Origin of the sequence: Paenibacillus ilasis (assembly GCF_043195395.1) — a bacterium.
GTDB lineage: Bacteria > Bacillota > Bacilli > Paenibacillales > Paenibacillaceae > Paenibacillus_AQ > Paenibacillus_AQ lautus.
Map to the genome: position 1 here is coordinate 554866 of NZ_JBHDJG010000002.1, position 23426 is coordinate 578291.

At 53.4% G+C, this 23426-nt stretch carries 19 protein-coding genes; 13 read left to right on the forward strand and 6 right to left on the reverse strand.

Annotation, left to right across the window (positions count from 1 at the left end):
* Positions 1 to 177 precede the first annotated feature (177 nt).
* From ACETK5_RS22610 to ACETK5_RS22655, 10 genes are all read left to right on the forward strand, one after another.
* Positions 178 to 1398, forward strand: a complete 1221-nt coding sequence (locus ACETK5_RS22610) for an asparaginase (RefSeq protein WP_100539940.1) — start codon at positions 178 to 180, stop codon at positions 1396 to 1398.
* Positions 1399 to 1713: 315 nt separating this feature from the next.
* Positions 1714 to 2751: a LacI family DNA-binding transcriptional regulator gene (locus tag ACETK5_RS22615; RefSeq protein ID WP_100539942.1), complete on the forward strand. Its 1038-nt coding sequence runs from the start codon at positions 1714 to 1716 to the stop codon at positions 2749 to 2751.
* 334 nt (positions 2752 to 3085) lie between these two features.
* Positions 3086 to 4399 carry an ABC transporter substrate-binding protein gene (locus ACETK5_RS22620; RefSeq protein ID WP_100539943.1) on the forward strand — a complete coding sequence of 438 codons (1314 nt, stop codon included), beginning with the start codon at positions 3086 to 3088 and terminating at the stop codon, positions 4397 to 4399.
* 79 nt (positions 4400 to 4478) lie between these two features.
* Entirely contained in the window at positions 4479 to 5360 is an 882-nt protein-coding gene (locus tag ACETK5_RS22625) for a carbohydrate ABC transporter permease (RefSeq protein ID WP_394057996.1), read from the forward strand.
* Positions 5353 to 6183 carry a carbohydrate ABC transporter permease gene (locus ACETK5_RS22630; protein WP_009591862.1) on the forward strand — a complete coding sequence of 277 codons (831 nt, stop codon included), beginning with the start codon at positions 5353 to 5355 and terminating at the stop codon, positions 6181 to 6183. Before ACETK5_RS22625 ends, ACETK5_RS22630 begins: the two co-directional genes overlap by 8 nt.
* 16 nt (positions 6184 to 6199) lie before the next feature.
* Positions 6200 to 7441, forward strand: a complete 1242-nt coding sequence (locus ACETK5_RS22635; protein WP_394057998.1) for a Gfo/Idh/MocA family protein — start codon at positions 6200 to 6202, stop codon at positions 7439 to 7441.
* Positions 7438 to 9558, forward strand: a complete 2121-nt coding sequence (locus ACETK5_RS22640) for an alpha/beta hydrolase family protein (protein ID WP_394058000.1) — start codon at positions 7438 to 7440, stop codon at positions 9556 to 9558. Before ACETK5_RS22635 ends, ACETK5_RS22640 begins: the two co-directional genes overlap by 4 nt.
* Positions 9551 to 10825: a Gfo/Idh/MocA family protein gene (locus tag ACETK5_RS22645; protein ID WP_394058002.1), complete on the forward strand. Its 1275-nt coding sequence runs from the start codon at positions 9551 to 9553 to the stop codon at positions 10823 to 10825. The genes ACETK5_RS22640 and ACETK5_RS22645 overlap by 8 nt, the downstream gene beginning before the upstream one ends.
* 45 nt (positions 10826 to 10870) lie before the next feature.
* The gene (locus ACETK5_RS22650; RefSeq protein WP_394058004.1) at positions 10871 to 11608 is read left to right on the forward strand and encodes a glucosamine-6-phosphate deaminase; all 738 of its coding nucleotides are present in this window, start codon (positions 10871 to 10873) and stop codon (positions 11606 to 11608) included.
* Positions 11609 to 11622: 14 nt separating this feature from the next.
* The gene (locus tag ACETK5_RS22655) at positions 11623 to 12783 is read left to right on the forward strand and encodes an N-acetylglucosamine-6-phosphate deacetylase (protein WP_394058006.1); all 1161 of its coding nucleotides are present in this window, start codon (positions 11623 to 11625) and stop codon (positions 12781 to 12783) included.
* A gap of 107 nt (positions 12784 to 12890) precedes the next feature.
* Here the strand turns inward: ACETK5_RS22655 and ACETK5_RS22660 are convergent, their stop codons facing one another.
* A complete protein-coding gene (locus ACETK5_RS22660) occupies positions 12891 to 14894 on the reverse strand; it encodes a prolyl oligopeptidase family serine peptidase (protein ID WP_394058008.1) in 2004 nt (667 codons plus the stop codon).
* A 304-nt stretch (positions 14895 to 15198) separates the two neighbouring features.
* Between ACETK5_RS22660 and ACETK5_RS22665 the strand changes: the two genes are divergently transcribed.
* Together ACETK5_RS22665 and ACETK5_RS22670 are read left to right on the forward strand one after the other, a co-directional pair.
* Positions 15199 to 15783, forward strand: coding sequence for a nitroreductase family protein (locus ACETK5_RS22665; RefSeq protein WP_394058010.1), 585 nt, complete (start codon positions 15199 to 15201; stop codon positions 15781 to 15783).
* Between the two features lie 101 nt (positions 15784 to 15884).
* The gene (locus ACETK5_RS22670; RefSeq protein ID WP_100539951.1) at positions 15885 to 16256 is read left to right on the forward strand and encodes a hypothetical protein; all 372 of its coding nucleotides are present in this window, start codon (positions 15885 to 15887) and stop codon (positions 16254 to 16256) included.
* A gap of 104 nt (positions 16257 to 16360) precedes the next feature.
* Here the strand turns inward: ACETK5_RS22670 and ACETK5_RS22675 are convergent, their stop codons facing one another.
* Complete coding sequence (locus tag ACETK5_RS22675; protein WP_100539952.1) at positions 16361 to 16552, reverse strand: hypothetical protein; 192 nt, start codon at positions 16550 to 16552, stop codon at positions 16361 to 16363.
* Between the two features lie 209 nt (positions 16553 to 16761).
* Here ACETK5_RS22675 and ACETK5_RS22680 point away from each other — a divergent pair, with 209 nt between their 5' ends.
* Positions 16762 to 17592 carry an aldo/keto reductase gene (locus tag ACETK5_RS22680; protein ID WP_394058013.1) on the forward strand — a complete coding sequence of 277 codons (831 nt, stop codon included), beginning with the start codon at positions 16762 to 16764 and terminating at the stop codon, positions 17590 to 17592.
* A gap of 107 nt (positions 17593 to 17699) precedes the next feature.
* Here the strand turns inward: ACETK5_RS22680 and ACETK5_RS22685 are convergent, their stop codons facing one another.
* The 4 genes from ACETK5_RS22685 to ACETK5_RS22700 form a co-directional block, all read right to left on the reverse strand.
* Positions 17700 to 18281 (reverse strand): PadR family transcriptional regulator, encoded by a 582-nt coding sequence (locus ACETK5_RS22685; RefSeq protein ID WP_394058015.1) that lies wholly within the window; start codon positions 18279 to 18281, stop codon positions 17700 to 17702.
* A 4-nt stretch (positions 18282 to 18285) separates the two neighbouring features.
* Positions 18286 to 19788, reverse strand: coding sequence for an MDR family MFS transporter (locus tag ACETK5_RS22690; RefSeq protein ID WP_100539955.1), 1503 nt, complete (start codon positions 19786 to 19788; stop codon positions 18286 to 18288).
* Between the two features lie 246 nt (positions 19789 to 20034).
* Positions 20035 to 20442, reverse strand: a complete 408-nt coding sequence (locus tag ACETK5_RS22695) for a VOC family protein (RefSeq protein ID WP_394058017.1) — start codon at positions 20440 to 20442, stop codon at positions 20035 to 20037.
* A gap of 272 nt (positions 20443 to 20714) precedes the next feature.
* Entirely contained in the window at positions 20715 to 23183 is a 2469-nt protein-coding gene (locus ACETK5_RS22700) for a UvrD-helicase domain-containing protein (protein ID WP_394058019.1), read from the reverse strand.
* Positions 23184 to 23426 lie beyond the last annotated feature (243 nt).

Genomic DNA, 23426 nt, shown 5'->3' on the forward strand with positions numbered 1-23426 from the left:
ATAATATTTTAAATTCATTGAAAAAGTGTGAAAATTCAATGATATTGATGTTTATCTTTAATTGTAAACGATTTCTCTATCATATGTTCAATTTGTTATATTAAATAACATTAAATAGAATAACTCTAACAAATACATATTTATATGTAATATATTATAACATTAAGGGAGAGTGCCATGATGAAACCAAAGTCCAAACGTCCTTTAGCGGTCTGGAGTACCGCTGCATTCACCGCTTTTGTTATTTCCTTATCTCCTCTTGGAACCTATGCGGCACATGCTGCCACGGTGACGGAAGTGAAAGGCACGGTTAGTACGGCTGCACCCGTACAGACCTCTGCAGCGCCGGGAAGGAATACGACGGTACCTCCTCTATCGGAAGTTTCCAAGCAATCGACCAAGCCCAACGTGCTGGTGGTTGCGACTGGCGGCACGTTGGCGGGCCAATCGACGGATGCCACCAGCTTCCAATCTTATCGGGCAGGTACGCTGAAGATCGAAGATATGGTGGGCGAGCTTCCCAATACGGACAAGATCGCGGATATCAGCACGCTCCAGTTCGGCAATTCCGGATCAAGCGCGTATACGATGGCGGACCTGTATGATCTGTCCCAGACGGTGGACCATGCGCTTGAGGTCTATGACAGTGTCGTGGTAACGACGGGGACGGATACGATGGAAGAGATTGCGTACTTCCTTGATCTGACGGTGCAAAGCGACAAGCCTGTAGTCATTACCGGCTCCATGCGGCCTTGGACGGTAATCGGCTCCGATGCGCAGGCGAACTTGTACAATGCCATCAAGCTGGCTGGAAGCGGCCGCACGGAATCCTTCGGCACGGTGCTTATGCTGAATGATACGATTCATCTGGCGCGCGGCGTAACCAAGACCAATGACTACCGTACCGACACGTTTGAAACGCCTATGCTGGGCGCCGTCGGATATATCGATGATGAGAATATTCGAATATACCGTGCTCCCCTTCGAGCGATGAAGGCGGAAGGGGAAGGCAAACCGGTATTTGATCTGAGCAAAATCACGAAAGAGGACCTGGCGAAGGTTGAAATTGCAATCTCCTATCAGGAAGCCGGCGGTGGTGCGATTAGAGGCTTTGTGGCAGACGGAGCTAAAGGCATTGTTACTTCCGGTACCGGTGCAGGCGGCATCTCGAGAGAGATGAGCGCGGCCCGCAAGGAAGCCATTGAGAAGGGGGTGGTTTTCGTAACAACGACCCGTACAGGCTCCGGCAGCGTATACGGCGGCGGTGAAGGCATCATTTCAGGTGACAACCTGAGTCCTCAGCAAGCCCGCGTTCTGCTGCTGCTCTCCCTGTCCTTTACGGATGATTTCAATACCATTAAGGGTTGGTTTGCAACCTACGGAACACCTGAAGTGTAATCTCAGTCTTAGTCATTTTTTAGCTGCTCCTTATTCCTACTGAACCATGAAATTCCTTCCACCAATATATTTGCCGCCGGGGATGACCCGGCGGTCTTTTTTTGTTTGCAAGCGGCACGGAAAACTAATCGATATTGGCGTTCGTCACATTCAGCGGCTAAATATAACGTTTCTGCCAATGGGATTATAGCCGAGAAATGCGGGATCTGCGGATCGGGCATGAGCGTTAAGGATATTTTCATCGGTTTATTGCTTTCTATGTCAGCTATTTGTATACTTTACAATAGTAAACGATTACTATAAGTGAGGGATCCTATGAAGAAGCCGACCACGATACATGATATAGCGAAGATGGCAAATGTTTCTTCGGCGACGGTTTCGCGCGTGTTAAGCAACAGCAGTTATCCTGTCAGCAAGGAGCTTAAAGAGCGCATCCAGAAAATCGCGAAGGAGTCCAATTATATTCCGAATATGCTTGGCAAGCAGCTGAAGAAGAATAGCAGTAATACGATCGGAGTCATCATTCCTTCTATTGTGAACCCATTTTATTCTTCCGTCATTTTCGGGATCGAAGAGGTGGCTCGGCAGAATAGTTTTACGGTAATCGTATGCAATTCCCTGCAAGATCCATCGCTGGAAGACGAGTATCTAAGGACGATCATGGAGAAACAGGTCAAAGGCCTGATCATCTCCTCGATCTCCAAGGATAAGAGCCAGTTGATCCAGTTGATGAAGCTTGGCCTGAACGTCATCGCCATCGATCAGAAGATCGATGAGGACAACATTAACCAGATTGAGTTCGACTACCACAAAGCTGGTTACATCGCAACCAAGCATCTGCAGGAGAAGGGGCATGCGCGCATCGGTTACGTCACTTCCAAGCTGGATCGCCCAAGCCGCCGAAGCATTCATCAGGGCTATATGTCGGCGATGAAGGACGCGGGTCTCAAGCCGCTGGTGGTCGAGTCCCCGACCGAGGAAGTGTATAATGCTATCACCGAATTCGACACGGGTAAGCAGCTCACGCAGAGACTACTGGAACATTCGCCGCAGCCGACGGCGATATTTGCGTGCAACGACATGATGGCCTTTGGGGTGATCAACGAATTGTCGCAGCGCGACATCCAGGTGCCCGAGCAAATTTCAGTGATGGGCTTTGACGGCATTGATGTGGGACAGATGATTCATCCGCCGCTCACAACGATGAAGCAGCCCGATTACGAGATGGGGAAGATGGCCTGCAAAATGCTGCTGGATATGATGCAGGGCGACGATAGTCCGATGTTTGATGTGATGCTGCAGCCTAAATTGCTGGAGAGAAAATCGGTCCGGGATATCCGGGAGATCAAGTAAATACAAGGATGGCATAAAGCCCGGGCATAACACAACTGCTCGGGCTTTATTTGTTTGTAGTAAAAGATATCGATTACTAACTTTTTTCCTATCTGTTTCTTGATTTAGCGAATGGAAAACAATTCGTGCTGAACCTTGGAATGCCTTATATAGCGCTTGAATTCAGACTTTTATTGTAAAAATAATCGTTGGGAGCATAGAAAACGCTATTCAAGAAAGGGCTTCCATGCTATACTCGTTACAGAAATCGATTACTATAAAATGGATACCTTTGGAATGAGCTGGAGCAGAAAACACGCAATCTCTATTTGTAACTCAAAAAGGAGGGTTTTCAATGTCAAAAAAGGTAAAGGTATTCACCCTGATGCTTGCGTTTATGATGGTGTTCACCGCGTGCTCCTCATCCGGCGGGTCAACCGACGGGGAAACTCCGCCGGGCGAACCGGGAGGCAGCAAGGACAAAGTGACGCTCAAAATTGGGCTACCCGGCAGCTACGAGGTGACGAGTAAGGAGATTATCGACGGCTTTATTGCGTCCCATCCCCACATCAACGTTGAAATCCAAGAGGCGCCTTGGGGGGACTTTACGTCCAAGATCGCCACGCAAATTGCAGGCAACACGATGCCGGACGTCTGGTTCCAGGAGAACGCCACCATACTTAGCTACGGGGAACGAGGCGTGGCAGAGGACTTGTCCTCCTACATTGATGCCGACCTGAAAGCGGACGAATACATCGACGGCCTGTTCTCCGCCAAAACGCCGGAAGGGAAGATCTGGGGTGTCCCCCACGGCATTAACCCGATTGCGCTGGCGTATAACCAGGATGTCTTCGAGAAGGCCGACGTGCCGGTACCGACCGACGACTGGACCTATGACGACCTCATTAAGGCCTCCAAGCAGTTGACGATCAAGGAAGGAGACCAAACCAGCCAATTCGGATTCATCGGTTCCTTTTCCATAACCAACGGCTGGTTTCCTTGGATCAAGCAGGCAGGCGGCTCCGCCTTGGACGACACCCTGACGAAATCGCGGTTTGACGACCCCAAAACCGCGGCCGGATTACAGCAGCTGTATGACGGTTTGGATCAAGGCTATTTTGCCGATATCGATTTCCTGAAAGCGAACGGCGGCGAGCTCGAAGTATTCGCGAGCGGCAAGGCCGCGATGTATTTCCTTCAATACAGCCTGCAGGTGAATATGAACGAGAGCTTTGCCGATACGAACTGGGATGTCGTCAAAATTCCGAAAGGGGTTGACGGCAAGCGCTATGTTCCGATGGTAGCCAACACGTGGCTGGTCTCCTCCAGAGCGAAGCAGGAATCGAAGGATGCCGCCTGGGAGTTCCTGAAATATTACCTCAGCGATGAAGTGCAGGATATCATCGTCAAGACGGGATCCACGCTGCCCGTAAAAAAGTCGGCGCTGGATCAATTGAAGGACAGCACCGCCAAACCTCTGAACAAAGCGGCTTTCACGGACGGCATTAACGAAGGCGGCGTTACCCTGGATGAGAATGCTACCTGGAGCGAATGGCGCATTCTGGTGCAGCAGGTGGTCAATGAAATCATGGTAGGCAATGTTTCGGTGGAAGACGGCGTGAAGGATATTCATGCCAAGGTTCAGGATGTACTGGACTCCGGTAAATAACTTTCATGGATCAGGGAGATGCAGTCTTGGCGACGTATCGGACTGCATCCCTGCTCCGTTAACGAAAGGCAGGTGTGTCATGCAGAAACAAGGATACTGGGGTTATATCTTCACATTGCCGTTTGTCATCAATGTCGTGGTGTTTCTCTTATTTCCGATCCTCTTCTCCACGTATATTTCATTCACGGAGTGGGATTTGTTTAACCCGCCGCGGTGGATCGGGCTGGACAACTGGGTGCGGGTCCTGAACAAGCACGAGTTCTGGGTGTCCATCCGGAACGTGTTTGTGTTTGCGCTCATCTTCGTGCCGATTCAGACGTTAATGGCGTTCGTGATCGCTTTTATGCTGAATCAGGCCATCCGGGGCAAGGGCTTGTTCCGGCTGTTCTATTTCCTGCCCGTTGTGACTCCGTGGATCGCCGGCGGCGTGGTCTGGGTGTGGATGTTCAACTATCAATACGGCGTGATCAACTGGGTGCTGGAGTCTGTCGGGCTTGCCCCCGTCAAATGGATTGACAGCAGCCATTGGCTGATGGTCATCTCCAGCATCGCAATCGTTCAGGTATGGAAGGGCGTGGGCCAATCCATGATCATGATTCTGGCCGGCATGCAGAACGTTCCGAAAGAGGTGCTGGAAGCCTCGCAGATCGATGGCGCCAATGGCTGGAAGCAGCTGACGAAGGTGGTATTCCCGATGGTAACGCCGATGGTGTATCTCGTCATGATTTTGTCTACCATCTCGGCATTCCAGGCGTTCGACGTGTTCCTCGGTCTGTTCGGTTCCATCACCACGGGCATACCGGAGAGAAATATGGTGCCGAATCTGCTGGTGTACCGGGACGCGTTCCTGCTCTTCAAAATGGGACCGGCATCGGCAACGGCCTGGCTGCTGTTTGTCATCATCCTGAGCTTCACGTTGTTTCAGAAGTATTTCGAGAAAAAGTGGGTGCACTATGACTAAGACGACTCACCCCTTGCTTAAGGTGCTGATGTACCTGCTGCTGATTGCCGGTGCGGTTTTCATGGTGTTCCCGTTCATATGGATGCTGTCCACATCGCTGAAGACGGTTGGCGCCATCTCGCAGATGCCGCCGCAGCTCATCCCGAATCCACTGAATTGGGATAACTATGTGACGATATGGAATAAAGTCGACTTCGGTCGATATACCTTGAACAGCTTTTTCATCGTTTCGATCGAGATGGTGGGATCCTTGGTCTCCAGCGCTTTCGTGGCCTTCGGGCTGGCGATGTTTACCTTTCGGCTGCGGGGGCTCATTTATATGATCATGCTGGCTACCCTGATGATTCCGTCGCAAGTGACCATGATCCCGACCTATTTCATCTGGAAGGAATTCGGGGCGTTAAATTCGTATTACCCTTTGATCGTCCCCAGCTTTCTGGGCGGGGCGTTCGGTATTTTCCTGATGCATCAGTTCATTAAATCCTTGCCCAAAGAGCTGTATGAATCTGCTACGATCGACGGCTGCAGCCCGCCGGGCATATTCTTCAAAATTTATCTGCCGCTGTGCAAGCCGGCGCTGGCGGCGCTGGGCGTATTCACCTTCATGGGCGCGTGGAACAACACGCTGGGCCCGCTGATTTACCTGCAAGACAAGGAATTGTACACTTTGCCGCTCGGCTTGCTCTACCTGAAATCGGAGAACGTCAATCAAGCGCTGCTGATGGCGGGGGCCGTTATTACGACGCTGCCGGTCGTTATCGTCTATCTGTTCGCGCAGAAGCAATTTGTTCAAGGCATCGCTTCGACAGGGATGAAAGGCTGAAGGAGGAACTTACGACATGAAGAAGTATGTGCTGGTCGGCGCTGGATCGAGAGCGCTGTATATGTTTGCTAAGCCGATGGTTACTGACTGGAGAGGCGTCCTTGCCTTTGAAGGCGTGTATGATGCCAATCCCATGCGGGCGCGCTTTCTGAGCGAGGAGTGCGGGGGAATACCCGTGTATGATGATTTTGACGAAATGATCGCCGCCGCGAAGCCGGATGTCGTAATCGTGGCGAGTACGGATTACACGCATCATACCTATATCGTGCAAGCCTTGAGGGCAGGCTGCGACGTCATTAGTGAGAAGCCGATGACGATTGACGAGGACAAGTGCCGAGAGATCCTGCAGGCGGAGTCGGAGAGCGGGAAGAAGGTGACGGTCACGTTCAACCTTCGGTTTGCGCCTTATTTTGCGACCGTGAAGGAACTGCTGCTGCAAGGAGTCATCGGAGATGTTTACCATATTGATCTGGAGTGGTTTCTGGACCGCCGGCATGGCGCGGACTATTTCCGCAGATGGCACGCCGAGATGAAGAACAGCGGCGGGCTGCTGGTTCACAAGTCCACGCATCACTTCGACATCGTAAACTGGTGGATGAACAGCCGTCCCGCGGAAGTTCATGCGTTCGGGACGAGACGGGTGTACGGGGACGACCGGCAGGATCATGGAGAACGGTGCCTGACTTGCCACCGGAAAGGCGAGTGCGAGTTCTATATGGATATCGAAAAGGATCCGTTTCTTGAAAAATACTATCGCCAGGCGGAAGAAGCCGACGGCTATTGGCGGGACCGGTGCCTGTTTGACGGCCGTATCGACATTTATGACACGATGTCGGTCAATGTCCGGTATGACAATGATGCGATGCTGACCTATTCTCTCGTCGCCTATAGCCCGTATGAGGGTTGGCGCGCCGCGATCAACGGCAGCAAAGGCCGGATCGAGGTTTCGAATGTATACAGCAACGCGGATATGAAGCAAGGGGAAGCGAGCCGGATCCATATCTTCAGAGCCGATGGCACGGAAGAACTGGTCGAGGTCAATACATCGGCCACCGGTCATGGCGGCGGGGATGCGAAGCTGCGCAAGGCACTGTTCGAAGGCGGGATCGAGGATCCGCTAGGCCAACAAGCCGACAGCTCGGTAGGCGCGGAATCCCTTCTGATTGGCGCCACAGCCAATCGCTCCATTGCCGAAGGCCGGGCGATGAAGCTTCCGGACGTTTCGCCGACGTTTGTCAACGGGAGTTCATCGAGATGAACAGCGTTCAGGAACTGGAGCAGTATATCTGCACGTTATACGACACGCGGGATCAATTGAAGGCGCATGTGTTCGAGCGTTCCGATGCCGCATTTGCCGCCGGGGATACCATTCGGGACGCCATCGTCACGGCCGAGGCGGCAAGAAAGCGGCAGGAGGACATAAGGGCGGCCTTCCTGGGATCCATCGGTGGTCTTCCCAATGCATTCGCGAACCCGGAAAGGGAGGAAGGGCCGGTTTTCGGGGAGGAAACATCCCCTGACAACTCTCCGCTTAAGGAGTGTTCGCACTGGTTCGCCGGGAACGCCGGTAACATGTCAGGTGGTAGAACCGATTCCCTTCGTAACGGACGCACGACGGGAAGTATTCGCGGAACCGGCTTTCAAGTAGAGAAGGTCATGTTCGAGTCCCTTCCGGGGTATGATGTCACGTCGAATCTGTATCTGCCCGATCACCGGGAAGAACGCTCCGCGGCCGTCCTGTTTCTGAGCGGGCACGAGCTGGGGGCGAAGCATGATGCCTATTATCAGCGCGTCATCCAGCACTTCGTCCGGGCAGGCATCATCGTGCTGGCCATTGATCCGATCGGGCAGGGCGAGCGCCTTAGCCTTCATGATTTCGAGGATCGGGAAGGGGGCTTCGTATGGGGAACGAAGGAGCATCAGCAGTACGGCGTTCAGTGCCATATGCTCGGCGACAGCGTAGCCCGTTATTTCGTTCACGATGCCATGCGTGCCATCGACTACTTGTGCGAGCGGCCCGAGGTCGATTCATCGCGGATCGGCGTAACGGGAAACTCCGGCGGCGGAACGCAGACGGCCATGCTGATGGTCAGCGATGAACGTATTGCGGCAGCGGCTCCGGCCACCTTCATCATGAACCGGCAGCTGTACATGCATGCTGGCGGCGTGCAGGATGCCGAGCAGGTATGGCCGGGCCTGTCCGGGCTGGGTTACGACCATGAGGATCTGCTCATCGCTTTTGCGCCGAAGCCGTTAATCGTGCTGGCGGCGGAATACGATTTTTTCCCGATCGAAGGCACGCGGCGCACCGTTGATCGCTGCAGGCGCTTTTGGGAGCTGCTCGGTCACCCGAATGACCTGCAGCTTGTGACCGATGCCTCGACGCACCGCTATACGGACCGGCTGGCCGCGGCGGCGGCGGAATTCTTCGTCCGGCATCTTGAGGTGAAGGCTGCTCCCAACGATGCCATGAAGATAGAGGCGCTGCCTCCGGAACAACTGTGGTGCAGTCCCAGCGGTCAGGTGTATCGGGATAATGCTGATGCAAGGACGATCCGGGACTTCAATGCCGATCGCTACGACCAACTGGCAGCAGCCCGTTCGCTGCTGCCGACGCAGCAAAGACAGGATCAAGCAAGGCAGTGGCTGCTGGAGAAAATCTGTGCCTTCCGCAAGCCTTGCGAATTGAACCCGCGCATTATTGGATTGGGCGCAGTGGAGGGCCTTGAGGCCGATTATCGCTTGTGGTGGTCGCAGGAAGGCATCATGAACAGCGGTTATGTATTCCGACTGGCCGGGGTTACAGTCGAACGAAGGCAGCCGCTGACCGTTGCGGTTTGGCGTGGTGGAACCCGCCGCTTGAAGGATCACTGGGCCTGGATTCGGGAGACCTGCCGATCCGGCCGTGCGGTACTGGTGCTGAATACGTCCGGCGTCGGTCCCCATGAGCCTTATCCGATATACGGGAAACCAGCGCATTCCTACTTTGGCGTGCTGCATAAGCTTGCCGATGATTTGATCTGGCTCGGGGACAGTTTGGCCGCGCTGCGCACACACGATGTCCTCCGGTGTATGGAGGTCATCTCGCATTTTGATGAGTGGCAGGCGGGAGCGATCCCGTTCTATACCGTGGGTCGGGAAGGTCTGTATGTGCAGCTTGCCGCGGAGGTTGACCGAAGAATCGGGAAGATTACGGCCGTTCATCCTGTGAGCAGCGCGGCTGATCTGGTCAGGGCACGGCAGCTTGAGGATGAGGAAGCGATGAGCGTCGTGTTTCCCGGTATTTTCAAGGTGCTTGATCCCTCCGAGCTGAACCCATCGCGGGGAGAAAATCGCAGGCGACTAGAGGGAAAGGAAGTGGAAGAACATGAGTAAACCAAAACCATTGACGGTCACGCTGGTCGGGGCCGGCCTTCGCGGCATGATCTACAGTGGTTATGCGATCCAGCGGCCGGAGGAAATGCAGATTGTTGCCGTTGCCGATCCGGATGAGGTGCGGCGAAGCCGCTGCCAAGCGAAGTTCGGGATAGCGGATGAGAAATGCTTCACGAGCTGGGATGACCTGTTTGCCGGACCCCGTCAATCGGATGCGGTCTTCATCTGTACGAGGGACCGTGACCACTATGAGCCGACCATGAAGGCGCTGGCAGCCGGGTACCATGTGCTGCTGGAAAAACCGATGTCGCCGGAATGGCAGGAATGCATCGATATGGGCCGGCAGGCGGAAGCCTACGAATGTACCTTAACGATTTGCCATGTTCTCCGGTATGCGCCTTTTTTCCAAGAGCTTAAACGTCTGCTTGATGAGGGAAGGATCGGCCGCTTGATGTCGATCCAGCACAATGAGAACGTCGGCTATTGGCACCAGGCCCACTCGTATGTGCGGGGATATTTCAATAACAGCGAGTCATCCAGCCCGATGATTCTGGCCAAGTCCTGCCATGACCTTGACATTATGCAATGGCTGGCGGGGGGCCAATGCCTAAGCGTGGCCTCTTATGGACATCTGTCCCATTTTCGACCGGAATCGGCTCCGCCGGGCGCGCCGAAGCGCTGCCTGGATGGATGCCCGGTATCCCATGAATGCCAGTATTATGCACCGAATACGTATTTGATCGAGAATGCGGGCTGGAAAGGCGAGGCCGCGAGCAACGACCCGAGTTACGAAGCGCGTTACCAAGCGATGCTGGAGGGCCCTTTTGGCCGGTGCGTCTACCACTGCGATAACGATGTCGTGGATCATCAGGTCGTCAGTATGGAATTCGAGCATGACATAACGGCGGTGTTCACGATGAGCGCGTTCACGGAGAAATGTAACCGTACCATCAAGCTAATGGGGACCGAGGGCGAGATTCGGGCCACAATGGAAACCAACGAGATCGAGATCCGCCGCTTCGGCAGCGGGAAGCAGGAAGTCATCCGACTCGTCGATCCCGAAGGTCATGTAGGACATGGCGGCGGGGATATGCGTTTGATTGCGGATTTTGTGAAGTCGGTCCAATCTCAGGGACGGCATAACAGTTCAACCTCTGCCCAAGCGTCGATAAAGAGTCATTTGATGGCCTTTGCCGCCGAGCGTTCCCGTGTAGAGAAGCGCATGGTGAGGCTGGAGGAGTTTCTGAATAGCAGCGTTCTCGCTTAAGGCTTGCCGTTCGATAACGCTGTACAACAAGGAGGAATTATCATTATGCAGTTGAACATCTTGGAACATGCGGATCAAGCAGGTTTGGAGGCGGCCCGCGCTTGCGAGGCCATTCTCCGCGATACGATCGCGGACAAAGGAAAAGCGCGCATCGTCCTGTCGACGGGCGCGTCGCAATTCGAGTTTTTGTCGCACTTCGTGAAGCTGAATCTGGAATGGGAAAGAATCGAAATGTTCCATTTGGACGAATATATCGCGCTGCCGGAATCTCATCCTGCGAGCTTTCGCAAGTACTTGAAGGAGCGCTTCCTGAAATATGTGAGCGTCGGCCAAGCTTGGCTCATCAACGGGGAGGGCGATCCCGAGGAAACGGTGAAGCGGCTGAATGAGGAGATCGTCGAAGCGCCCGTGGATTTGGCCCTGATCGGAATCGGGGAGAATGCGCACATTGCCTTTAATGATCCGCCGGCTGATTTTGATAACGATTCGCCTTATACGATCGTGAATCTCAGCGATACATGCAAGAGCCAGCAGGTAAGGGAAGGCTGGTTTGCATCGAATGAGGACGTGCCTAAACAGGCGATTACGATGACGGTCAAACAGATTTTGAAGAGCCGGCATATCGTATCGGTCGTGCCCCATCAGGCGAAAGCGGCAGCCATTCAGAATACGATTCAAGGCGTGGTGGATAACCGGGTGCCGGCTACCATCCTGAAGACGCATCCCAGCTGGATGCTATATCTGGATAAAGCATCGGCAGCGCCGATTTATCAATGGGCTTAGTTAGGGGGATGCCTATGATGTGGCGTGGAAAGCTCCCGCATACCGGTGAGCCGGTAGAGGTAGAAGCGTTAGACGGTCGGATTACGGCTATCCGGCGGTTGGGGCAAGACGAGAAGACGGCGGCGCTGCCCTGGATCAGCAGCGGCTGGATCGATGTGCAGGTTAACGGCTTCGGCGGATACGATTTGAATGGAACCGTGACGTCGCCGAGCGATATTGAAGGCGTTACGCGGGCGCTGCACCGCAGAGGGGTTGCCACATACTTGCCGACGGTTATCACGGGCAGCTATGACCGGATGCGTCAGGCATTTCGAGGATTGTACAAGTATGCCGAGTCCAAACAGCTCGGAAGCGCCTCGATTGCCGGCATTCATATGGAAGGCCCCTATCTATCCGGTGAAGATGGAAGTCGAGGGGCGCATCCGAGGGAGTATATCCGGAATCCGGATTGGGACGAGTTTCAGCGGCTGCAGGATGCGGCCGGCGGGCTTATCCGGATGGTGACCCTCGCGCCGGAGCGCGAAGGCTCGGTTCCTTTTATAGAGAAGCTGGTCCAGGCGGGCGTGGTCGTGGCGATCGGGCATACGATGGCTGCAGGGGAACAGATCGATCAAGCGGTGCGGGCGGGGGCGACGGTTTCGACGCACCTGGGAAACGGTTCGCAGCCCGTTATGCCGCGCCACCCCAATTATATCTGGCATCAGTTGGCGGACGACCGGTTATGGGCCACCTTTATACCGGACGGCCACCATCTGGTGCCCCCTGTGCTGAAAGCGATGCTGCGGGCGAAACGGGACAAAGCGGTGCTTGTCAGCGATGCCGTCATGTTCGGCGGCATGGCTCCCGGTCGCTACAGCAGCCTCATCGGAGGCGAAGTGGAGCTGACGGCAGACGGGCGCCTGCATACGGTAGCGAATCCGGCGATACTGGCCGGATCCGCTTCTTCGCTGGACGTTGGCATTGCGAATGCGATCCGCTATACGGATATGACGCTGGCGGAAGCGGTAAGCGCGGTCACGGACCGCCCGGCTATGGTATTGGATATGCCGCAGTTGGGCGGTCTTGCGATCGGGAACCCGGCGAACCTGACGCTGTTCGACTGCGGTGCGGACGGTTCGGGCATGTTGGTCAGGGAGACCGTTGTAGCGGGCGAGACGGTGTACGGTCCTGTTTGATGAAAGGTCAAGAGGAGCTTGGTTTTGCGCAAAACCAATATAAAAAAACCATCCTGATGCGAGCATTCATTGCGCCAGCTCGCACAGGGATGGTTTTTCTTTTTATGTTATTTTTCGATATGCTCCACAAACCAACGGACGATATGACTCAAGCGTTTAACCCGCAGATGAGGATGGCCGCTTCGGGACAAGTTATGATCCGCGCCAGGGAAGCGAATCAGCTGGGTTTCCCGGCCCAGTCGCTTCAACGCGATAAACAGCTGTTCTCCCTGCTCGATCGGGCAGCGGAGGTCCTGTTCGCCGTGAAGGATGAGCAGCGGTGTATTGACGTCCTTCACATAAGCGAGCGGGGAGTGCTTCCACAGCTTCTCGAGATCGTCCCAAGGATTGCCCCAGATTTGATCCTGTGTAAAGGTATAGCCGATATCGCTGACGCCGTAGAAGGAGATCCAGTTCGATATCGAGCGCTGGGTTACCGCAGCCTGGAACCGGTCGGTATGACCGACGATCCAGTTGGTCATGAAGCCGCCGTAGCTGCCGCCGGTTACGCCAAGACGGGAGGCATCGACATAGGTGTAGGTATCCAGAACATAATCTACCGCTTCCATCAGATCCTGGTAATCCCGACCGCCGTAATCACCTCTAACGGTATTGACGTGTACCTGACCGTACCCGTGGCCACCCCGAGGGTTGGTGTAGAATACCGCATAGCCGGCTGCAGCAAGCAGCTGGAACTCATGCATGAACGTATGTCCGTACATGGCTTGCGGACCGCCGTGAATTTCCAGCACGGCCGGGACTTTCGCGCCTTCCGTGAAGCCGGCTGGCTTCATGATCCACCCTTGGATCGGCCAGCCGTCCGACGTCCGGAACGTAAAGGACTCCGGCGTGCTTAACGTAAGCTCGTTCCACAGCTCCTCGTTGCAGTTTGTCAGACGTTTCTCCTCGTTCTTGGCGATAGAGAAGCTGAACAGATCGCCGGGCTGCAGCGGGTCGGCAGCGGCGAACACCACGTTCTCCTCCGATGTCAGAGCAAATTGGTACACCTCACGTTCACCCGATACCACCAGTTCGTAAGAAGAACCGTCCAGGGCAAAACGTCCAATATGGACGCCGCCATCCTGGCTGAGCTGGATGTATACGGATTGACCGTCCTTACTGAACAGAGGAGGCGTTCCGGCTCCGGCTCTCATGTCGCTGACCGCGGCGTGCCCCAGCTGAATATCCATGTCCGTGAAGAGGACGCGGGATGCTCCGCCCGAGAGCGGGACCAGGTGGATTTTGGTCAGCGTGGCAAAACCGCAGCTGAGATCGCTGGCAAGCATGAGCATATACTGCCCGTCCGGGGTGAATGCAATGGAGCCGATCGAGAGGGTTCCATCCGTCAATTCGGTTACGGATCCGCTGGCAAGGTCCATGACGAACACATCGCCGGTCAAACGAAGATCCGGATCCGGGAATTGCTCCGTGGCAAGGCTGCTGCTGTATGCGATGCGGGCACCGTCCGGTGACCAGGCGAAGGCATATACGTCAAAATCTCCTTCTGTAATTTGCTTGGACTCTTCCGTTGCCGGATTCACGAGGTATAGATGATGTCGACGTTCATTCCACAATCCGGCGCCATCGGCTTTATATTTAATGCGATTAATGATCTTTTCCTCAGGCAGCTTGTTGTTACCGTCTTTGTCTGATTCTTGGCTTTCCGTAGGTTCTGCAGCAGCTTCCACCTCGCTTCTAACAAGCAGGCGTGCGCTGTCCGGAGACCATCTGAAGGCGCTGACTCCGTGCTTCAAGTCGGTAACCGGTCTTGCTTCCCCTCCGTTGGCAGGCATGATCCATATCTGTGGTTTATCGCCCTTTTTGCGCAAGAAAGCAAGCTCCGACCCGTCCGGGGACCAAGCGGGTGCGGCATCCGCTTCGCCCGACGTGAAGGGAACGTCCTGGTTTCCTTCTGCAGGAAGCAATCGGATATGGGAACGGTAACCGTCGAACTTTTCGCTGACGGATTTATGTACATAAGCTATGGCTCCGCTAGCTGGAGATACGACAGGGTCATTTACCCAATGCATCCGGTACAAATCCTCTGGCGTTATGAGTGGCTTATCAGTCATGAATCATCCTCCTAATCTTCTTGTATGAGTTAAACATCATTATCCCAGATAATGGCATGGAAATCTAGAAGAAAAATGAGAGGGGAAATGCGGACGTTTCGTACCAAATGCTAGTAAAATAGAGGGGGGATTACAATAATTATAGGGTGTAATACGGAGGTTGTAGAACTGAAAACAGCTCATTAATTTTCAACTGGTCAATTTAGAAGCGATACGGTGCGCTTTTTGTTATAATTGAGACAGACTCTCAATTAGGAGTGTGTAAAATAAATCCAACTATATATAGCTCAGGAGGAAATCAGATATGAATGTAAGTGAAGCGATCCGCACGCGCCGCAGCCTTGGCAAGGTCAAGCCTGATGCCGTACCGCAGGAATGGATTGAACAAATCGTAGAAGCAGGTACCTGGGCGCCGAATCACAAGCTCACGGAGCCGTGGAAATTTTTTGTTATGCAAGGTGAGGGCCGTGATGTGCTCGGCAACGCGCTTGGTGACATTCAGGCGGCAGGCGGGGATGATACGAGTGAAGAGGCTGTAAATGCAGCACGCGAGTCGGGACGTACGAAGGCATACCGGGCTCCGGTTGTCATCGGTGTGGCGGTTGAACCGTCCCCGGATCCCAAGGTGATCGAGCTTGAAGAGTACGGAGCGGTATTCGCCGGCATTCAGAATATGCTCCTGCAAATTCATGAGCTGGGTCTGGGTGCCGTATGGAGAACGGGCGAGCCGTGTTTCCATACGCTGATGAATCAAGCGTTCGGATTGAAGCCTGAAGATAAGATGCTAGGTTTCCTGTACATCGGATATCCGGATATGGAACCTAAGCAGGGGAAACGTCAACCGGCAGCGAACAAAACGGTATGGCTGAATAGTGCTGCAGACCTGTAGTTGATCTACCCTCAGCCGCAAAAATCCGGTATAATGAACCCTAAGTTTGTTTAAAGGATGTTATGGCATCCGGGCGATTGACACTAGGGGAGTGTACATGGATGAAATTTCGGTTCAAGCAGTGGGATCTGGGGAGCAAGTTGATTTTTATAGCCACCTGTTTAGCGATGGCCTCTTTCTTTTTTAAATGGCTGGATATCGGCGTGGCTGCAGAGAATGGTTTTTTGCAGGGCGGCGTGTTTTTTATCGTATGTTTCATCTATCCATTTTTGAAAGTGGTTCGCGAGAAAAAGATGAATAAAATCATAGCATACGCCTTTGCGCTGGTCGCAATTTTTTTGACGATGATGTACGTGTCATCCAAGACCGTAGAATTCTTTGGCCAGACGATAAGAGGGGCGGCCGCGGGGCCGTATCTGTTCTTGGCGTCATGCGGACTGCTGAGCTTCGGTATTTTTAGACGCAAGTACTAGACTCGCGGCGCATTGCTTTTGCATATGGAGTGATAGGGATGAAGGGCTGAACCCGGAGGCGACATACCTCTGACAGGGACGGCCCTTTTTCTATTGGAGACGGATCACCACCGGGTGAGAAGGACAAAGCCGCTGATCGACACCGCGTACATGATTAACAGCACCACGGCGTACTTTTTGGCACGGATGTTCAGGTTGAAGGCGGCGGAGAGTCCGTTGTTGATGATATTACCGATGAATAGAATGAGGATGAGAGCGAGTGCGGTGATCGCAACGATGAGCGTAACGGTTTCCATGTGTTTGTGAATCCTCCTGTTTAAGCTGCTAATGGTGTATAAGATAGATTCCATTGTAACGGACGAAGTTTAAACCCCGGTTAAAAGTAGTTAAAAAATGAAAGCAACCTTGTTAAGTAGTCTAACGTTGAGCGGGATACTGGGATTTTGATATACTGGAGAAAGCGGCTTTACAACCGCTGCATTACATAAACAGGAGGGATTTCAGAATGGCCAATCAAACTTTTACCGATGGACCTACTTTGAATGACGGCGTAAAAATGCCATGGCTGGGCCTTGGCGTATGGAAGACCAAAGAAGGCGAAGAGGTTATTCAGTCCGTAAAATCAGCAATCGCTGCAGGGTACCGCAGCATTGATACTGCTGCCATCTACGGCAATGAAGAGGGCGTAGGGCAAGCCATTCGCGAATCCGGAGTTTCGCGGGACGAGCTGTTCATCACCACCAAGGTGTGGAACGATGACCAGGGGTATGAGAAGACGCTGCAAGCGTTTAAGACGAGCCGCAAGAAGCTCGGGCTGGATATCGTTGATTTGTATCTCGTGCACTGGCCGGGAAAAGATAAATACCTCGACACGTGGAAAGCATTGATTCATCTGCAAAAAGAAGGACTCGTTCGTTCCATCGGCGTCAGCAACTTCCAGATTCGCCACCTGCAGCATATCATCGAGGAAACCGGTGTCGTACCGGTTGTCAACCAAGTCGAATTGCATCCGCTGCTCTCCCAGAAGGAGCTGCTGGGGTATGCACGTGAGAACCGTATCGTCCTGGAGGCGTGGAGTCCGTTGATGCAGGGCAATCTTGATCAACCGGTGCTCGCGCAGATCGCGGAGAAATACGGAAAAACCACGGCGCAAGTCATTCTGCGCTGGGATATTCAAAACGGTGTCATCGTCATTCCGAAATCGATTAAAGAGCATCGTATTCGCGAAAATGCAGGCATCTTCGATTTTGAGCTTTCGGCGGAGGATATGGCAGCTATTGACGGCTTGAACCAAAACAAACGTTTTGGCTCCAATCCGGATGAAGTCCTGTTCTAAATTTCGTTTCCCTATAAAAAGAGCGAGCACAACCCGGAATGAGGGAAGTGCCCGCTCTTTTTTTACGCATTCAGAGATTTGATTATCAGGATGGAGAACTCTTACCGTTATCTATCTTCGGGCCCGTCCTCCGGAAACAATGGTTCACCAATCGTACCGAGCTTTCCCTGTACTAGATCTTCGTGCAATCTTTTCAGCCAGTTCAGGTCGGTCTTGGCATGTTCATACATCCCGATCATCAGATGCTGGGCGCTGCGGGGGACGATATGTTGGTGTTCCACGTATAATTGATATGACTGGTTCACCCGATGCTCTGCCTCCCGGATACGGGACTGCAGGATCGGGGCCAGAACGGCCGGGTCCGCGTGCCGCGAGAACGGCAGCGCAATATAGAGCGGGTGGTGCACGGGCTCGATGTCCCTGAATTTTTTGAGCAGCAGCTGCTCAAAAAGCTTTCGTCCGGCATCCGTGATCCGGTAGATGGTTTTGTCCGGGCGGCTATCGCTCTGTATGGTTTCCACTGCCTCAATATATCCGTCCTCGGCAAGCCGGTCTACCGCGTAATAGAGAGAGCCCATCTGGAGCTTCGTATACTGATCCATGCCGCGATCCTTCATCTTGATCCGGATCTCGTACGGATGATGGTCTCCTTCCAGCAGCAAGCCCAGGATGGCCAGCTTCATTGACATGCCATTAGGCTCCCTTGGCCTTGGCAGGAACGGTCACCCGTTCGTTGCCCATCATGAGCACGAACACCAGAGCCAGCACCGCCGGCACAAGCGCCCACAAGAACGTATTCGCAATGGAATCCGCCAAGGAAGCCGTGATCTGTTCACGCACGTTCGGCGGGAGCTGCCCCATCACTTCAGGTGAAAGGACGGCATCCGCATTTAACTCGGCACCGGCCGGCGCGTTTCCTCCGGCTTCCGCGAGCCGGTTGTTCAGGCCGTTGCGCTGGATGATCCCGAAGATCGTAATCCCCACCGTCATGCCGAAGGAGCGAAGGAAGGAGTTCGTCGATGTTGCCGCGCCGCGCTGTCTGGCATCAAAGTTATGGATGGAGGCCATGCTGAGCGTGGAGAACGAGAACCCGACGCCAAAGCCGGTCAGGACCATGAAGAGCGTTAACAGGTAGCGCGGCGTATCCGGGCTGATCGTGCTCAGGCAGAAAATGCCAGTGATAAAGCACAAGACGGACAGAATCATGATGTTTCTAAACGAAGTCCGGGTCGTCAGCATACCGCCGCCTTGGCTGCCGAATACGCTGCCGAGCATCATCGGCATCAGAATGAGGCCTGAATTGGTTGCCGATCCACCGTACACTCCGCTCACAAAAATCGGAATGTAGATGGTTGCCACGATAAAGGTTGCTCCATAGAACAAGGCAACGATATTGCTCGAAGCAAACAGGCGTTTACGGAACATTTGGAACGAAATAATAGGTTCGGCTGCTCGGGTCTCTGCGAATAGAAACACGATAAACAAAGCAATGAATCCCCCGAACAAGCCCAGAATTTGCGGTGAATCCCATGGATAGGTTTGCCCGCCCAGCTCCAGACCGAACATCAGGCAGATGATCGCGCCTACAAGCGTTGCAGCCCCCGTCCAGTCAATCTTTTGCTTGGCATGGGAACGGGACTCCTTGTAGGAAGTCATGATGAAGATAAAGGATACGATCCCGATCGGAACATTGACATAGAATATCCATTCCCAGCCGATGCTGTCGGTAATAAAAGCACCCAGCAGCGGTCCCATAATGCTGGAGGTACCGAATACGGCACCGAGCAATCCCGTCATTTTACCGCGCTTCTCCGGCGGGAAGAGGTCAAAGACGATGGTAAACGCAATCGGCATAAGAGCACCGCCGCCGATTCCTTGAATCGCCCGGTAAATAATAAGCTCTGTCATGTTGTTTGCCATCCCGCAGAGGGCGGAACCAATCAGGAAGACAACCAGCCCGAATATAAAGAACCGCTTCCGTCCGTACATATCGGACAGCTTACCGAAGATCGGCGTGCCGGCCATAACGGCAACCATGTAGATCGAGGTTACCCAGACGACTTGGTCGAAGCCCTGGAGATCGCGGATAATCGTCGATAACGCGGTCGCTACAATCGTGTTATCGATGGCGGCCATGAAAATGCCGAGCAGCAGACCAGCCACAACCAATTTGATGTTGCTTTGTTGTGCATTCATGTTAAGGATACTCCTTTTCCATATTCAACTATGTACATATTATTCAAATTTGAATAATTCGGTGGTTATATTGTAGCCGGATTAACAGATGTTGGCAAGATGTTTAATGACACAGCCTTTCTCTACATTCTGGACAAGAAAAAACAAGGCCAACCCAAAGCTTACGGGATGACCTTGCGATCATAAAGAGTCAGCTGCCGGAAAGCCTTCGCGCCAAACGCGCTGCTAGCTGTGCCAATTAAGGCTCTAACTGTTCATCTGCGGCGATTTGGGATCCAACTGCATGAATTCGATCCGGTTGCCGTCAGGATCCCTTGCCCAGCACTGCCAGTTGAAGTCTTTTCCTTGGACCGGCGGGACGTCCAGCTTCACACCCTGATTGCGGAGATGCTCGGCGATACGCTCGATATGTTCCACCTCGAGGCAGAGATGGGAGAATCCGACGGGCCGCTCCACTTGCTCCGGTTTCTTTTGCCCACCGTAAAACAATTCGATAAACTGTCCTTCACGCACCTTAATGTATTCGATCCAGGGCTCGCCCTGATCGTTAGGAATATCAAAAGCACGGGTGAATCCAAGAATATCACAGTAAAAATGCAGAGACTTCTCCATATCGGCGACATCGAACGCCAGATGGGCGATACCTTTAATCATGACGGCATTCCTCCTTGGTATGTATTGAAGCTTAAGGATCAGACGTATTCATAAGTCTATTGTAGCTTATTCTGTATACGCTTCCATATATATTTACAAAATCGGGGTAATAAAACAATGAAGTAAAAGGATCGACCTGATACGTTCGATGAAGAACGAAAAGGGTCGGTCCTTATTTGTATATTGGATAGCAATCTACTAGGATACGAATTCATGATTGCAGAAAAATGATCGATGTCATGATTTTCGGTAATTCCAGGAACTACTGGTCCCTAACGCCTCTGATGCACTGGAACTTCTTTACGCCCATGTTTCATAGGCGACTGGCATAAAGGACAGGCCTTGCTCTCCCGATCCCGTGTACCAGCAGGGATTCTCTGGTTGACTCGCTGCCAGCCTTTGCAATTGGCGCTGGTGCATAACCACACGTCGACGATCTCCGTCGCAGCGGGTGCAGCCTGATGCTGTGAGCTGGGAGAGGAGCCTGTACCGATGGGTTGGCTCCTCTGACTGGCTGCGCTCACCGTTGCCCGCCCAGCAGATGAAGGCAGGGATGAGCGCTTGGCTGAGGTTGAGGCTGAGGTAGGGGTCTCTATGCGGATTGTGCGTTTTGGCGTAAACGACGAGCGGGCCTTTGACCCGCCGCCCTTGCTTTGTATGCTGTTGCCTTGTTTGCTTTGCTCGTCCGTGACAAACACATCGCGGAAGAAGCGGGAAACCTCCGCTTTTCGCCCCCGATAAAAGCCCGGCGAACTGACAATCAGTTCATCCCGTGCCCTCGTGATAGCGACATAAGCCAATCTGCGCTCCTCTTCCAGCGCATCCAGTGCCTTATCCTCTTTGTCCGACAGCGGACGCTGATCGTCCCTGCGCTCGGCGTCCAAAGCGGACGTATGCGGCAGAATGCCCTCGCTTGCCCCGATCAGGCATACCGAGGGAAACTCCAGCCCTTTGGATTTATGGATCGTCATTAACCGGACGGCATCGGCCTGCTCGTCCCGTTTCATAGCCGCCATTTCCTTATGAATGATGATCAGTCGATCAACAAATTCGACGAACTCAGCTATATTGCCAAAGCGCTTCGCCGAAGCCTCCAACTCATCCAGTCCTTCCTGTATGAATTCTTTATGGAGGGTGATTTCCTGCCGCTCGTCTGCTTCCAGAAACTTGTCATAGAATTGCCGTCTCATCTCCTGTATAGCCTGAAGGGGCTCCATCGCCTTTAGTCCCTTAATGAGCTTTGTGCGATCTCTAATATTCTCGACCTGGAAATCCTTCAGGCCAGGAAAGGATAGAAGATGAGATAGAGGGCCCTTCTTGGGACGCGGAGCATCCTGCTGCCGGATGAAAGCCATGCCTTTGTCCCGGTTCATGTACAGCGTATGGAGCATGCCCTCCATTGCCGTGAAATTCCGCCGATCCAGCGACAGCCGCAGATGGTCCATGAGCGGTTTGACAATCCACTGCTCGTAGAACAGATCTCCATTCTCGTAATGAATGAACGGAATCTCCCGCATCACGAGCTGTTCGAAAATAGCCCGGCTGTTGTTCGCGGTTCGGTACAGAATCGCATGATCGCGGTACTGCTTTCCGTGCTCCCGGATTCGTTCGGTAATATGAGTCAGCAGCAGCTCCGCTTCTTGGTCGGGATCGCCTGGACGAAGGTATAGCGGTACGCTGCTGCTCTTGCGGGTAGACCGCAGCTGTTTGGGACGGCGGCGTTCATTGACGCGGATTATTTCATTCCCCAGCCCGACAATCGAGGAGAGGGAACGATAATTGATATCCAGTGTCACCACCTTGGCCCCGGGAAACGTCTGGTCGAATTCGAGAATGAATTCGTTTCGCGCCCCGTTGAAGCCATATATGGTCTGGTCATCGTCACCGACAACCATCAGGTTGCGATGCGGGGCGACCATCTTCTTTAGCAGCTCATAGGGCAGCAGTCCCGTATCCTGAAACTCGTCGACCATCACATAACGGTACCGCCTTTGAAGGGAGGCCAGCAATCCGGGATCCTGAGACAGCAGACGGTGGGACATGACCAGAATATCATCGAAATCCATCTGGCCGTGGTCTTGCTTCCACGCTTCATAACGGGCGAAGATTTGCCTTTGCTCCACTTCCGCAGGTGTTTTGACAGGCAGCTCGTCAAGTCCGGTCATACTCATTCGATGGGCCGACCAGAGCGATAGCAGCGTCTCGGCTTCGTAGCTATCCTGCAAGCCCATTTCCCGCAGGATCCGCTTCATAATAAATTGTTGATGCCTGGCGCTGCTCAGGATTTCCTGCCTGTAGCCGCGGGTGCGCAGCAAGTATAAGAAGAAGGAGTGGAAGGTTCTTGCCGTTACTTTGGCGGTTTCGCTAGCCCGTAAGCCGGGAAGCGCCATGATGCGTTCCTTCATCTCGGCTGCCGCCTTGGATGAGAAGGTGACAAGCAGGATGGAAGACGGATCGATCTTCTTGGCCGCAATGAGGTAGCCTGTCCGGCTGACCAGCACGGAGGTCTTCCCGGAACCCGCGCCTGCAAGCGTAAGCAGCGGTCCTTGCGTATGTCGTACAGCCTGAATTTGGGCGCGATTAAGCAGCAGCCCCTGTGATTCCAAGCCGCGAAAAAAAGCCGCATCCGGCGCGTCATCGCTGATCAGGTCCTGGCTGTTCTCGAAGGTAGCCAGCTTGGCAAACGGAATATCCTGACGCTCACCGCCGTATGGGCGTTTATAAAAGGGTATGGATGTCATGAAATTCACCAATCATTTCGTATTTCGGTTATCGTTCTACCAGTTTATCGGATTCTCGGAAGTCTGGCAAAGCGCAGGATATGGATAAGAACCTCGGGATGCGAACACTTATGAATTCATGATGTGAATTTCAGAGGCGCACGCCAGAATTGAGCTGATTTGTTCCGACACATCTGTCAGCCCAACCCATGGATACGAACCAACTTTACACCCGGGGAAAGTGTTATATCATTTAGGAATGCT